The sequence below is a fragment of the Bacillus timonensis genome (genome assembly GCF_004799755.1).
Classification (GTDB): domain Bacteria; phylum Bacillota; class Bacilli; order Bacillales; family Bacillaceae_L; genus Ferdinandcohnia; species Ferdinandcohnia timonensis_A.
Window position 1 is genome coordinate 68,534 of sequence record NZ_SLUB01000006.1, and the last position, 15,418, is coordinate 83,951.

The window sequence follows — 15,418 nt, forward strand, 5'->3', positions numbered from 1 at the left end:
GGATAGATAAATGAAGTTTTTAAAATTTGTATTAATAACAATAATTGTTTTGGTGATTCTTGGCTATGGGATATACCATTTTGGAACCAAAGTAGCATCTGATAAGTTAGTAGATACTATATCAACGGAATTAGTAAATAGTGGAGAAATGGAAGAGATCAAACAATCTATTGAGAATGATCCAGAGTTAATGTCTTTTTTAGAAGATGCAAAATCCATTAATGAGAGTAAACTTCCATTTCGAACAAAAGAGGAAGCTACTAAGGTTCTAATAAAAAAAGTGGGAATTACTGAATTAAATGATATTAGAGAACAAGTACAAGAAGGTACAATATCAAAAGAAATAGTACTTGAAAAAGTGCAAGGAAAATTGACCGAAGAAGAAATTTTAGCATTAAAAGTGATTGCTTATAAAGAATTATATAATCAATAGTATACAAGAGGACTTAACAACTACAATACCCACTAAGGTAGTGATTAATGGTGACTACATTTACATAGTGTCTAGAAGAGGATGGCAATGAAGTTGACAATTGCTGGGACGAGGGACCTGTCCCTCTGTCCCCAAAGACAGTGTATTATCACTTAGTAGACCTTTCTAATGAATAAATAATCCCTTCTCAAATAATGAGATGGGATTATTTTTTTATTTCCTTAACAATTCGTAAACTGAATGATTAGTGGATATCCGAATGTAGATTCGAGTCGTAAGTGCTTAAAAAGCAAATCAGGATTTTTGGAATTTAATAATAGTTGATATGAACAATCTTAGAATGTACTATTAACACAGAGGTAATAGTGTTAATCTGTGTTAACATTCTGAGATTTTCAGAATGAACAATATGAACTATTATAGGAGAGTCCTGAAATGAAAAAGAAAATGAACTATTTAATATTACTTTTATCGGTCATCTTTATGTTTGGTTGTACCAACGTTGAAGATACATCCATTACAGATGTAGAAACAGAGCCACAAGAAGTAACAACAGTTAATACAGAAGAAAATACCGAAAAAGAAGAAGTTATCACTACAGTTGTTGATGAACCAGTAGTAGAGGAAACACCACCCCCACCAAATAATGAACTGTTCTCAGGATACAAACTTATTGAAGTAGATGGTGGTGATTTATCTGGATATCGTGAACCTAACGTCGTTGTTGACATTGGTTTTGGGGACCGTCAATATTGGGCATTTACGAATGAATTTGGGCAGCTCGTCCGTGTTATTGCTGACGAAATCATTCTTCAAGATGATAATAGCGAACCTGTAACATCGTCTGGCAGATACTACTCTGATGAGGCAAAAGTTCCTGGCGTCGAAAGAGCAGATTTAGATGAAGGACATATCATTGCTGATTCTCTCGGAGGGGTATCGAATGCTTATAATATTACCCCACAAGATAGTACGCTCAACCGACATGGTGACCAAGCTTATTTGGAAGATGCGATCCGCAAGGCAGGTGGAGCTACTAATTTTGAAGCAATTATCACATATCCGAATACGGAAACGCAGATTCCTTCAAGTTATCAGTATACCTATACTTTAATGGGTAATGTGATCGTTGATACATTTGATAATGTGAACCCAGATGAAGTAAACGCGTCACTCGGTTTAACAGGCAGTAAGCCTTCCAACTCAACTAGTTCAAACACAACTTCAACTAGTCCAAATACAAACGGTGATATTTCTAGTATTGATACAAACGGTAATGGACAAGTGACGATTAAAGAAGCAAAAGCAGCAGGTTTTAGTATGCCAATAACGTCTGACCATTGGTTATACAAATATATGGATGATCGTGATGTTGACGGTATGGTAGGTGAATAAACCTCTATAACTTTGAGGCAGATAAATGTACGAAAGAACGGTTTTCTCGTTGGATGATTTATAACAATTTGCGATTGGATGTCTGTGCAGGAACAGCTGAAGTTATGGTCATATCATCTAAATTATTTATCACTAACAGGGGCGTTTTTGAAAGATTATAGGCCTAATTTCTCGCAAAAAGCACAGAGGAATTAGGCTTTATTAATCTATCTAAATCCTTAACTTCCACCCAACCCTGGCTTTGAAGAGAAAAAAGACTGTTAGGAGAACGGTTAAAGAAGTCTTAGAACACTTTCAGAAAAGCACTGCGCGACAATGTACCCGTCCCTTTGACCCACTCCTTTACCCAACTATTCTAAAATACTAATTGATTGCATTTCACCACTATAACAGCGTTCCAGATGCATCCAAAAAATCATCCAATCAAGCGTTTGTTTGAATTTGAAAGTGCTTGTTACTGTAACGTTATTCTGCCAATCAAACGTTTGATTGAAATAAAATTTCGGGATTAGTACAGACGAAAGTAAATGAATAGTACACTAATATTCATTTCTCTTTAAAAGATTTATAACTGGGACGAGGGACCTGTCTCTCTATCTATTTATCGCAATCTTACCATTCCCTTACTCCTTGTTTTATTCTTTCGACTCGGTTATTTTCTTGGGAGCGACTTAGGGACATTGCTTCCCATATGGCTTCTTCTGATATTTGCTTCTCTCCTCGTATATCTGAAACAGTACGGGCGAGGCGCATGATTTTTACTTGAACTCGGTTGCTCGCCGTGAGGACGTATGGATAAAAATACGCAAAATATAGATTAAATTATCCGAGTTTCTACTATTATATAGCGCGATAATTTAGCCCTTCTCTCTCATTTCACGTGACCTCTATCATTGGTTAGCATTTCTCTTGATTATTAAGCTATTAAACTAAAAAAATGGCCCACCCCCAAACTGGAGATGAGCCTAGTAAATCGTATTCTTCTATAGTAATGCTGCTTAAAGTTCCCCGTCCTTCTTCATTCGATAATGATTTTGTTCTAAATGATAATCGTCCCGCTTTGCTTTGAACGTTTCCATTCTACCAGACTCTATTAGAGGCTTGAGAACAACATCCATCAAATGAGGTTTTGAAATAAACATCCTTTCATTTATAAATGCCAAGATTTCTTTCATGACACGTGGTTCTTCGCAATACTTAAGCAACTCCGCTATCTCTGGCCTGTTTCGTAAAGCTTCGTGTCGTTGTCTGGATTTCTCCTTTCTCTCTTCTGCCATTTGCTCGAGGAATGAATCATACCTTTCATCAGTCGTCCATGCGAATCCGAAGTTAAAATGATAAATGACTTTTCCGCTTGTATACACGGTTGCCTTCTCAATAAATTCTTTATATAACTCCTCTGAAAATGTTGTTGGCTGTTCAATCATGTGTAGTTTCAAGTTTTTCATAAATTGCTTTAAATTCTTTCTGTACTGTATGGCATTTTCTCTTCGATTGCTGTAAACCTTTAGCTGGTCATACATTCCACACAGTTCTTCCGTAATTCGGTCGACCTTCCTGGAATCCTGCCCCTGTTCTTTTAAGCCTTCACTCACCGCATCATATAAGACTTGGTTTAATTCATGCAGTTCATTTTGTATCTTTTTCTCCGCATCTAAATCTTCATTAGTAAGTTCAACTTTTGAAATGGCATCAAGGGCATCTTGATAGAACGTGTGGGATGTACTTATTGCTTCTAATAGATTAATAAAATGCTGTTCAATATATCTTTGTCGAAAATACCTTGTATCACATGGATCATTCACATATTGATGGGGTCTATTAAAATGGCGGCATGACCAATATTGATTATGATAATAATTTTTTGAGTTCTTCACTTGTGTTCTCGAATGAACCAATGCTTGTCCACATTCCCCACAATACATTTTATTCGTTAGTATCTCATTTTTATATTCACCCACATCTTCATGCGGTGCACTTTTTTCCATAGCTACTCTTGCCCGTTCATCTAGAATCCCTTGGACTTCTTCCCATTCTTTCGGTTTAATAATTGCTTCGTGGTGTCCTTCAATATAATATTGAGGCGCTTCCCCCTGATTAAGAATAGGCCGCTTATCTGCAGTATTCACGGTTACATATTGTTGAAAAAGATAATCGCCACGATATTTTTCGCTTCTCAAAATTCTATCGACGGTGGATTTATTCCAATTATCCTTCCCTGTCGGTGATTTAATATCTTCTTTACTCAAATCCTGTGAAATCTGATAAACTGTTTTTCCCTTTCGAATATCTTTGTAAATCCGTCGAATCACTTTAGCCTCTTCTTCAACAATGTGCCATCGGAAATGCTTATCTGCCCTGTAACCATAATTTGTTTGCTTTCGGTGAATCACACCTCTTTTCGCTTGGGTTCTTAGCCCCCAAGAAATACTGCTACCCAAATTCACACTTTCCTCTTGAGCAATACCTCCGAAAATGGAAAGGATGAGATCGGACTGAGGATCGTTTGTCCATAGGTTCTCTTTTTCAAAATATACATACACCGGATTCGGTAATGTTTTCAATTTTCGTGTGATATTCAATGTGTCGAGAACGTTTCTGCTAAAGCGTGAAATACTTTTCGTCACAATTAAATCGATACGGCCTTTTTCACATTCTCTAAGAAGTTTATGAAACTCTGTACGGTCTTTCATCGATAGTCCAGATATACCTTCATCTGCAAATATTCCTGCAAATTCAAATTTGGGGTCCTTTAAAATGAAATACGTATAGTATGCAATTTGATTCTTAATGCTGCCAGTCTGCTCTAAATGGTCCGATGAAACCCGGCAGTAGGCTGCTGTTCTAAGACGCTTCGTTTCTAGCATTCCAGGTTTTTGATAGTCCATTTTGGACTTCTCAATAGATTCAAGAATGCTTTGTCCTTTATTTGGTTCAATCACTTCAACTTCTCTTGTTATTGTTTTTCCAACCATTTCACCCTCATCCCTATCTTTAAGATCGCCATTTTCATTGAGGAGGGTCAGTTCATGCTTCACCTCCTCTCCTGTTATATTTTCTTTCGTTTTATTAATTTTTGTATGTTCAAACTGTGTAGGGTTTCCTATTGTTGTAGTGGTTTTATCTAGCCATACCACCTCATAGTCGTTTTCAGAAGCAATGGTTATATCTAAAATCCAACCCCTTAGTTCATCCAACGTGACATCTTCATAGAAATCCTCCAAAGACTTCACATTTTCAAGCCATTGGAGGGTTTTTATCCGGAATGGTCGATCTTCTTCAATTTTTCCAATCTCTTCTTCAAATTCTCGATATTCTTTTTCTAACTGTAAGATTTCTTTATCGGATAATGTTTCTCTTGCAATTTCCATCTCAGACAACCATTTCAATCGGTGAAACTCGAAATGATCTTGTTTGTTAATTTTCTGGAGTATTCTTTTTAAGATTAATAGAATGGAAGAGTCATTCATATCAAACCTCATATTTAGCGCCTTCAAAATCATTTTATAAAGGTGATCATCTGAGAGCTTTGGATTTTCACATTCACCCACCCTACCTGCGTGACACTGCCAGTAACTCGATCGAACTCTCCTGGTATAAGTTAATCGGTAATTACAACGGTAACAACAGATTCTATTTCTAAATGATGGCGGTTCCTTCTTTTTTGGCTTTTTTGGCTTTTTTGCTTTTTTATTATTTTTGTTCAGGAGCTCTTGAGCCTGTTCAAAAACTTCAAGACTAATAATGGATGGGTGAGTGTCTTTTATCATGACTTGGTCTTGAATTCCTTTGGAATACTTATGTGTAAACAAATCCTTTGTATGAATCCTCGATACCTTATTTCCTGTATAGGTCGGTCTCTGCAACATACCTTTCACTGTTTGGGATTGCCATACATCCTTCCCTTTAGCCGTTTTGATTCCTCGTCTCGTCAGTTCTTTGGCAATACCCGTTAGGCTCCATCCTTGTAAATACCAATCAAATATCTGTTGAACAACCCTTGCTTCCTCTTGGTGTACTTCTAATGTGGCATGTCCATTTTTCGTCGCCTTTCTATATCCATAGATGTGGTTAAATGGAGGCTTACCCTTTTGCAATCGCTTTTCATACCCCCATTTCACAGAGTTCGAAACTGCCTGAACTTCTTCTTGAGCAAGAGCTGCATACGTGCTCAAAAGAAATTGATTATACTCAATGGAAGTGTCTAGTTTCTGCTCCTCAAAGTATATGCCTACACCTTTGGCTTTTAATTGTTCAACGATACTGATAAGGTGTTCCGCATTCCTACTAAGTCTTGATACATTCTTGGTCAAAATAAAATCGACTCGCCCTTCATCCGCATGACGAAGTAGCCGCTGTAACCCTGGTTGTTTTTTTGCATTTGTTCCACTAATCCCGTTATCAAAGTACACACCAACAAATTTCCAATTCGGTTTATTACGAATCATATGTGTGTAGTGATGAACCTGATTTTCCAATGAATGCATCTGCTTTTCCGTATCCGTGCTAATCCTACAATATGCCGCTACCTTTACAGGCTTATCTCCAATTAACGGACTTTCTTCCCGAGCCCTAACTGGATCCCACAATGTGCGGACCCACTTGCCTTTTTGCAATTCATCCAATACAATAAACCCCTTTCCTATAAGTGATAATGGTTCGTGTCCATCTATCACTCACATCCCGAGAACTTTCAAGTTCTTTTTCCGGGTGGAAAGAGGTTTATGTTTATTCGATAAAATTTAGCTTATTTCTTTTTTGGTGTCTTACGTTCTCTTACACAGAGGGTCCGGTTCACCCCGCATTTAAATTGAAATTCAACTGTTCGTTCCTTATAAATAATACCCCTTTCGATTGTCTTTTTGAAAAGCGTTACATCAAAGTCCTCTAGTTTCTCAGTTTCTTCTAATAAGACTAGGAGCGATTGAAATTGCTTTTCTAAATAAAGTTGCTCTTGCATGTTTTCCTCCAGGCTGTCCCGCTCCTGTTGGAGAATTTCTTGTTCGTAAATCAAGTGCCTTAATGTCGCATCATATATTGCATCGCTTGTGGCCGATTCTTTTGCCGCCAAGTCACTGATGCGATCGGTTATGGTTTCAATTTGTGCATTTAGCTCCTCCAGCCGCTGTTGTTCTGGTGGTGAGAGGGATGCCTTTTCGATAGCTTGTTTCCCTTCTTCTATTACTTCATCGAGGTTTTCTTTCATTTCCCTCATAATTTTCATAAATGAATTTTCAAGGTCTGTCTCATGAACATAGCTTGTTTTACAATCTTTATAGTCTGGATCTCGTCCTGCGGTCACTCGGCATTGCCATGCAGAAATGTAATACTTCTCCCCCTTCCTGCTTGAAGTCATCCGTCTTCGTATCACCGGCCTTCCACATTCTCCGCAATAGTACTGATTGGAAAATGGGCTGTGTCCACTAAAGTGCTGCCGATATTTTTTATCTGGGTCCCTCATCATCAGACTACGCCTTTTCATTTCTTGTTGAACGGCTTCAAAGGTTTCTTCGCTGATAATTGCTGGGTGGGTATTCTTCACAAAATATTGTGGCTGAATATCTCTGTTGCGAACGCGCTTATGCGATAAAAAATCAATCGTAACGGTCTTCTGCGCTAAGCAGTGTCCTTGGTACTTCTCTTGTCTCAAGATTTTATAAACCGCATCTGACGTCCACGTTTTATTCCCTTTCCCTGTCTTTAATCCGTCTCTTGTTAAGCCTTTTGCAATTCTTGGACACCCTTTACCTTCTAGGAATTCTCGAAATATTCGCCTTACCACTTCTGCCTGTTCTTCGTTGATGACTATTTCTCCATCTTCAGTTGTGTCATAACCCAGGAAAAACGTGGTCGGCATATGAACTATTCCTTGTTGGAATCTCTTCTGCACTCCCCATTTCGTGTTTTCACTTACGCTACGGCTTTCTTCCTGTGCCATCGAGGATAAAATCGTTAGGAAAAGCTCTGACTTCGAATCTAATGTGTCAATATTTTCCTTTTCGAAGAAAACGCCCACAGCTGGTCTCAGACTCTTCAAACGCCTGATAATTGATATACACGCCGTGAGGCTGGATGGATAAAAATACGCAAAATATATCCCCCCATAACAATAAAAAAATGCCCACCACGTATAGTGATGAGCAAGATTAAACGAGTTTCTTCTATATATAATTGATGACGACCACCGCTTAGACTTATGTCCGTAATGTAACCTCATTGGACAACTTAATATTATTGTGCCAAAAGTTATATTCATCTAGTTTTTGATTCACTTGGTCATAGACTGGTTTTGTTCCGGTTGGGTCTTTGATTGTTACCATCAAACAAAAATCCTGACTTAAGTCGGTCTCTTCCTGCTGGGCCTTAGTCTCAATATGGTCCCTGAATAACCCCCTTAAGAACAGGTACCACTTTTTGTCTTTAGTAGTATATTTTAATTGATTAGCTTCGGTCATCTCAGACAGATCAACTGCATATTTCTTTACTGGATAATACTTGTCCCCGTATTGAATTAACAGCCTTTCTCTTAAAGCAAAATCATCTTGATTGTTTTTCATCTTAGTCTTACTATAAGCACTCTCAAGCAGCAGATTTTTCGAACCGTCTCTTCCCACTGGATTAAGTATGTTTCTTCGTGTTGTGTCACGGTCCTTTTTGGTATCATAGGTCCCCATCTTTATGTCAATATTGGACTGAGAATATTCTGCCCTTTGAGAAGAATCTAGTATTGGGTTGTAAACTAAGGTTACAATAATCTGCCCACTATAGTAATCTCCTTCAGTTAAACAATCTGGCATAGGAAAATCCATAATATCTATGTATTCCCCTTTTGAAATCTCATCCCTCAATATTAACGTCGCCTCATTAGGGGAGTTGTAAAGAATGTTTCTTACATTTTGTGGTTTACCAAAGCCTACTTGATTAACCCTCTCTACGTTAGGGATTTTTAGTAATTCAGAATAACTAGCAGAATGAATCATCAACGCTTTTAATAAAAGCGGATCAAATTCTTCATCCATCTCTTGATATAGACCGGCAGCTAATGCAGCAATACGAGGGGTGGAATAGCTTGTCCCAACTGATTGATGCACCGATCCATCTAAGCCAAATGATTTTACCCCAGTGGTAACCAGTTCATTTTGTTCATTTAAACCGGCATTTCCACCATAATGAACGACTTCTGGTTTGATAATATAGGATGGACCTCTCCCAATTCTAGTAAATGGGGATGGGTTATCTACATCCGCTAAGTCTGTATTTGATTTTTTATGAGCTATAGAGCCAACTACTATTGACCTGATAGAATCTGCTCCTTGATGTATTTTGCCTTTTGGATGTCCAATAGTAAAATTACTACAGTTTCCCGCCGATTTACATATCAGTACACTATACTTATCTTGCAAATCATCTAATGCTACCGCAAAATCCGAAAAACTAGTTTCATCAACTGGTGTAGTTACACTTATCGATAGGTTCCAAACCTTTACTTCTTTATAGTGAGTCTTTATAGCTTCTTGAATATTTCTAATTAACTCGTCTTCACTAATACCCTCTTTATCAGTATCCGGGAAAACACAAGCATCAAGAACTTTAACACCATTAGTCCCAACCCATTCGCGATCCTCAAGTTGATCTCCGTATACTACCACCCCAGATACAAAAGTTCCATGATTCTTTTTCATATAACCTTCTGGATACGCTGTCCAACTCTCTTCACTTAACCAAGGTTTAAGATGAGGAATATTGGATATTCCGTTGTCAAGAATACCTACAGTGGCATATTCCTTTCCATCTTCAGGCAAAAGTATATCCACACCCATATCTTCATTTGGGCCCATATCTAAAGCTACTTTATACTTAGGCATTGGTTCTATTGAATAGACCGCTTCAAATGCTTCATCATTATTTATCAATTGCAAAGCATCTTGACTTACAGACTTAATATTGTAAATGACATGGTCAGAAGTGTAATTTGTCTTTTCTAACTGCAACCCTAAATCAGATACCGACTTTTCAAAATAATTTCTGATTGATGTGTTTTGTTCATAATTTTGGAAGTTAATTAACCTTACTTTGTAATCTTCCTCTTTTTCACTTTTTACTATAACAGGCTTAAATTCCTCTATGCTATCTATGCACGATAATGCATATGCAAATTTTTCTGTATTTTTAAGTCTTTCAATAATGGCTTCTGCTTCTTTTGATCCTTCTAGCTTAATTATTATTTCATCTGCCTCCGCAAGACCTAACACGTTGTTTTGTGCCCCGGTTTTGAAAAGGTTACTAACTTCTTTTCGATGCGTTTTAGCTGTTGCATCATCTACGATCTTTGTTTTGAATACAAGTGGAATTACAGAGTTGGAGTTCTCTTTCTTAAGAACTTCCTTTTTAAACGATTCTACAGTATTGACGAAAGACTCTGATTTTCGTACCAACGTTCTTTCATCAAGAACCCATTTAGGTAAATCACCGGATCCACCAGCTTCTACCCTAAGGTTATCAACTTCTCTTTTGGCAAAAAACTTTATTGGTAATCTTTCATTTTCCATAGTAATCGTCCCCCCATTTAATTCAATCAGCTAATTTAGAAACTTCTCTAATTTTTCGTAATGAATATCCGTAGTTCTCATTTACTTCCTTATGAGTCACACCATAATGCAATAAAAATTTTATAAAATCATTTTCACTAATAATTTTATGGTTTTTATATAAGTAAAGTTCATAAAGGATTTCCCAGTTATTAACAGAGTCTTTTTTATTTATAATAGATTTTTTGATTGAGTTGTTTATGATGGTTTTTACATCTGCATGACTCATTCCCTCAAACGAAGCTGATACTTGTTCTAACTTTTTATCATTTTCAACTAAGTTACTGTTGGCATTTTTCATAAATGATTTAACCAAAGACATAATTTCATCTCTATCCGGCTTATCAAGGGTTATTATTTTTGAAAACCTTCTCCAAATTGCAGGATCTAATAACTCATGGTGGTTAGTCGCAGCAATTAGAATGCTATTCTCACTGAAATTATCAATGTTTTGTATTAAACTATTTACGACTCGTTTCAGCTCTCCTAATTCATGCTTATCATCACGAAGTTTTGCAACAACATCAAATTCATCTAAAAATAAAATACATTCTCTCTTTGACGCATAATCAAAAGTCTTTCTAATATTTTTTGATGTACTACCAAGCAATGACGAAACTAATCCATCCAACCTAACCGTCAATAGTGGCAATCCAGTTTTATAAGAAATATATTTTGCTACTGTGGTTTTCCCGCAACCAGGTGGGCCATACAACAACAAAGAACTAATCATCTCAACTCCGGCGCGTAATATTTCATCCCTTTGTTGATAACTATTAATAAATTCATCTATTTCATCTTCAATAAATCCTTTTAGGATTGGTTTATCAAATGCATCACTTGGATGAAAAACGTCCACCATATCCATACGACTTTCTGTATCAACCGGCTTGGTCGCAAACTCATCTAAGGAAGCCATTCTTGTTTTTTTATTACTTAAAAGAGTACGGATTTTTTTAGATAAAGAAATATCTCCTTGTTTCTCCAAGTTGTCAGCAAGGACTTTGGCATAGTTGTGAACTTTTTCCTTATCTCCAATAATTCCACCCTCTATGATTTTAACTATTTCTGTGTACATACTACTCACTCCTCTATACAAAATTATGATAACACCGGAAATGTTATCCAGTCAACGAAAATGTTATAATTATGTTCATTTTTGTTATTTTATATTCATAAAACGTTATTTTTATTGCACTTTTGTTATTTTAAACCCGTTTTACTTCTTGTTTACACCATCAAAAAAAGCCCACCAAGCGGCCTAAGCCAACTCAGTGGGTTCCTTCATTACTTCTTCACCATATAATATTTTCGCTTACTTTGACTATTTGGTATAAAATCCTTCTGCAACTTCCCTTCTTCCATCAATGGCAGTACAATGCTCTTTCTGAAATAAGATTCTGAGATCGTCATCTTCGTGTTCATAAAGGCTAGGATTTCTCCCCATCTCCGTGGTTCCTCACAATATTTCAGTAAGGCAGTTACCTCTGGCCCTTTTAAAAATGCCGCTTGCTTCTCTTTTCGTCTAGCTTGCCTTTCCGCTTTTCTTTTCATTGAAATCATTTTTTGATAATCTTCATATCTTTCATCCGATGACCACTCTAGACCTAAACTTAATTGGTACACAATCTTACCATCTTTATAGACCGTGGCTTGCTCGACAAAATGTTCAAAAAGCTCTGTAGGGAATGCTTGGTTGGCTTCATCGTTCAGCCTTTTTATTTGCTTCTTCAGTTCTTTGAATTCATTTCTATAATGCTCTGCTAGCTTTTTACGGTCAGAGAAGTCTTTCAACTGCTGATGAAGTTTTACTATCTTTTCACTTAGGGCATCCACCCTTTGGTGATCTTGTCCGTCTTTATGCAGTTCTTCATCTACTGCCTCATATAGTGCTTGATTCAACTGCTCTATCCTTTTTTGCACCTCTGCTTCTTGTTTCAGCTCCTGGGCACTTAACTCCGTTTGAGCAATGACCTTTTCTACTTCTTGTTGAAATCTCTCATCTCGTTGAAGCGAGTTTAATAGATTAATAAAGTGCCTTTCGAGATAGTCCTGGTGAAAACGTTGGGATGAACAGCCGTTCACAGCGTAATATTTCTCCGCCAGCCTACACACCCAACGATTTATTTCTTTGGTTCCGTTGGATCCTCGTCTTTCCAAACTTCGCTCATAGCCTAATACATTACCGATTCCCCGCAATATAACTTCTCTGTAAAAGACGTATTTTTATTCTGGTCTTTGGAATACCTTTGGAAGTTCTGCTGCTTAAAGGCTTCGCTGCGTTTGTGAATAATGTTTTGTACCTTCTCCCATTCTTCTGGATCAATAATAGGTTCATGGTGGCCTTCAATATAATACTGAGGTAACTCCCCTGCATTTGGAGCGGTTTTTTCTTCTAATGTGTCCACAGTGATATATTTTTGATAGAGATAATCCCCCTTGTAGACCACATTCTGCAGGATTTCCTTCACCGTGCTAAGACCCCAGATCTCTTTTCCTTGTGGGGTGGGGATGCGATCCTGAGTTAACCCTGTAATGATTTGCGTATAATTTTTTCCTGCTTGCAAGTCAGCGTAGATGCGACGCACGATTTTAGCTTCTCCTTCATGGATAATCCATTGATAATTTTCTCCCACTTGATAACCATAATTGGCATTTCCAACTTTTATGATGCCTCGTTCTGCCTGAGCCCTTTTCCCCCATGCAATAGACTTTCCAATGTTGATACTTTCCTCCTGAGCAATGCTTCCGAAAATCGTAATCATCAATTCACTGTCGGCATCTTCTGTGTGAATGTTCTCTTTCTCAAAAAATATGTGAACGGGTTTAGGGAGAGATTTCAATAAACGAATCGTCTTCAATGTTTCTAAAGTATTCCGGCTAAATCTTGAAATGCTCTTACAAAGGATTAAATCAATATTTCCTCGGATGCATTCATCTATCATTTTTTTGAAATCCATCCTGTTTTTTAGCGACTTTCCAGATATCCCTTCATCCGCAAATATCCCTGCAAATTCATATTTAGGGTCTTTAAGAATTAAATACGTATAGTATGCGACCTGAGTTTTGTAACTGGTAAGCTGCTCTTCCCGGTCAGTCGATACTCCACAATAAGCGGCAGTTCTAAGTGGTTTTGTAACCGGTTGGGCTGTGGGGGAGGAAGGATGTTTACGCAAATCTTTTTCAATCGTCTTCAACAAGTTATTCTCTTTTCTTGGTTCAATTTTAATGACTTCTCTTTCCACAATGGCTTGCATAATTTCTTCACTCCTTTCCTTCAATTGTCCATCCGCATCAATGACCTGATATATCGGCTCGAGCTCTTTATGCTTTTGTATTTCAGGAATCCTATCCTTCTTTGGATTCTTGGGCATTTCTCCTACGGTGATTTCTGTGCCATCTACCCATTCGATGTGATAATCATTGGATGAATAAATCTCCACTCCCATCACCCAAGCCCTAAGCTGGTCAATCGTCACTGTTTCTAGAAACTCCTCTACATTCTGTACCGTATTAAGCCAACTTAACGTTTGATTGCGATACGGACGGTCATCTTCAATTCTGGCAATATGTTCTTCAAACGCTTTGTACTCTTGTTCTAACTTGGCCAGATCTCCCTTCCCTTCTTTCGCTAACTCCAGTTCAGTCATCCACTTTAATCGATGAAACTCAAAGTGATCTTTTTGATTAACCTCCTGAAGCACCTTTTCAGACTGTTCAAGAATAAGAAGATTACTTACATCAAACCTTTGTAGGAACCCTTTAATCAACATCTCTCTCAAACGATCTTCTCTAATGGAAGAGAAATCACAGACGCCAATATCACTCGCCTGACACTTCCAATAGTTCACCCCTCTAGTTGGATAATTGCTCAAACGATATCCACAACGGTGACAGTTCATTCTTCCTGATAGAGAATGTTTATGCCCCTTTGGCCCTGTGTACTTCCTCTTGGGCTTGAGTTCCTCCAAACGTTTCTGTGTCTGGTCAAATACCTCCAAACTGATAATGGGAGGGTGGCAGTTTTCGATGGCAATTTCATCTCTAATATGTTTAGTGGTTTTATTCGTAAAAATATCTTTTGTCCGAACCCTTGTCAGTTTGTTTCCGGTATAAGTCACGTTCGTTAGAATGTGTTTTACTGTCGACCCTCTCCATAGGTCTTTTCCAACCGACGTTTTTACTCCTTGTTGCATCAGTTCACGGGCAATATCAGCCATGGACATCCCTTGTAAAAACCAGTCAAAGATTAGGCGAATAATTACTGCGCCCTCTTCATTAATTTGAAGGGTGTTCCTTCCATCACTTTTCACCACATCATAACCGAGCATTTTGTTGTATCGAGGAATGCCTTTCTTGAAGTTCTTTTCATATCCCCACCTGGTTGAGGTAGAAATAGTTTCGACTTCTTCTTGGGCGAGTGCTGCATAAGTACTCAAAAGAAATTTATTGTACTCGATGGATGTATCAATATGTTCTTTTTCAAAATAAATTCCCACCTTCAACGCATTCAGCTTTTCAACAATCGAAAGCAGCTCTTGGGCATTTCGTGACAGACGAGAGACATTCTTGGTCAAGATAAAATCGACTCTTCCTTCCTCACAATGGCGAAGTAACCGTTGCAATCCCCGCTGGCCCTTGGCACTGGTTCCACTTGTTCCGTTATCAACATAAACACCGACAAACTTCCAATTGGGTTTTCCTCGAATCAGATGGGTATAGTGGCTCACCTGATTTTCAAGTGATCGTAATTGTTCATCCAAAGTAGTGCTAACCCGGCAATAAGCAGCAACCTTCACTTGCCTATCCCCTATTAATGGACTTTCTTCTTGTGCTTTGACTGGATCCCATAATGTACGGACCCACAATCCTTTTTGCAATTCATCCAATACAAAAACCCCTTCCCAATAAGTGATAATGGTTCGTGTCCATCTATCACTCACATCCCGTAAAGGTTCAAGTCCTTTTTTCGGGTGGAAAGAGGTTTATGTTTATTCTAATA

The 15,418-nt window shown here is 37.8% G+C and carries 8 protein-coding genes and 1 pseudogene; 2 read left to right on the top strand and 7 right to left on the bottom strand.

Translation table 11 applies throughout. The features are described 5' to 3' along the window. Positions 1 to 10 precede the first annotated feature (10 nt). Both E1I69_RS05565 and E1I69_RS05570 read left to right on the top strand, forming a co-directional pair. The gene (locus E1I69_RS05565; protein WP_136378608.1) at positions 11 to 433 is read left to right on the top strand and encodes a hypothetical protein; all 423 of its coding nucleotides are present in this window, start codon (positions 11 to 13) and stop codon (positions 431 to 433) included. Between the two features lie 435 nt (positions 434 to 868). After that, positions 869 to 1,828, top strand: coding sequence for a DNA/RNA non-specific endonuclease (locus E1I69_RS05570; protein ID WP_136378609.1), 960 nt, complete (start codon positions 869 to 871; stop codon positions 1,826 to 1,828). Between the two features lie 612 nt (positions 1,829 to 2,440). Here the strand turns inward: E1I69_RS05570 and E1I69_RS25185 are convergent. The 7 genes and pseudogenes from E1I69_RS25185 to E1I69_RS05605 all read right to left on the bottom strand — a co-directional run. After that, positions 2,441 to 2,599 (bottom strand): annotated as a pseudogene (locus E1I69_RS25185) (ATP-binding protein); the annotation flags it as partial. Positions 2,600 to 2,826: 227 nt separating this feature from the next. Then, entirely contained in the window at positions 2,827 to 6,453 is a 3,627-nt protein-coding gene (locus tag E1I69_RS05580) for a recombinase family protein (protein ID WP_136378611.1), read from the bottom strand. Between the two features lie 122 nt (positions 6,454 to 6,575). Continuing rightward, positions 6,576 to 8,084, bottom strand: coding sequence for a recombinase family protein (locus E1I69_RS05585; protein WP_136378612.1), 1,509 nt, complete (start codon positions 8,082 to 8,084; stop codon positions 6,576 to 6,578). Further along, positions 8,023 to 10,377: a S8 family peptidase gene (locus E1I69_RS05590; RefSeq protein ID WP_136378613.1), complete on the bottom strand. Its 2,355-nt coding sequence runs from the start codon at positions 10,375 to 10,377 to the stop codon at positions 8,023 to 8,025. Before E1I69_RS05590 ends, E1I69_RS05585 begins: the two co-directional genes overlap by 62 nt. A gap of 22 nt (positions 10,378 to 10,399) precedes the next feature. Beyond that, positions 10,400 to 11,494: an AAA family ATPase gene (locus E1I69_RS05595; RefSeq protein WP_136378614.1), complete on the bottom strand. Its 1,095-nt coding sequence runs from the start codon at positions 11,492 to 11,494 to the stop codon at positions 10,400 to 10,402. 209 nt (positions 11,495 to 11,703) lie between these two features. Continuing rightward, positions 11,704 to 12,615, bottom strand: a complete 912-nt coding sequence (locus tag E1I69_RS05600) for a hypothetical protein (RefSeq protein WP_161974840.1) — start codon at positions 12,613 to 12,615, stop codon at positions 11,704 to 11,706. Continuing rightward, complete coding sequence (locus E1I69_RS05605; protein WP_161974841.1) at positions 12,591 to 15,305, bottom strand: recombinase family protein; 2,715 nt, start codon at positions 15,303 to 15,305, stop codon at positions 12,591 to 12,593. The genes E1I69_RS05600 and E1I69_RS05605 overlap by 25 nt, the downstream gene beginning before the upstream one ends. Positions 15,306 to 15,418: the final 113 nt, after the last annotated feature.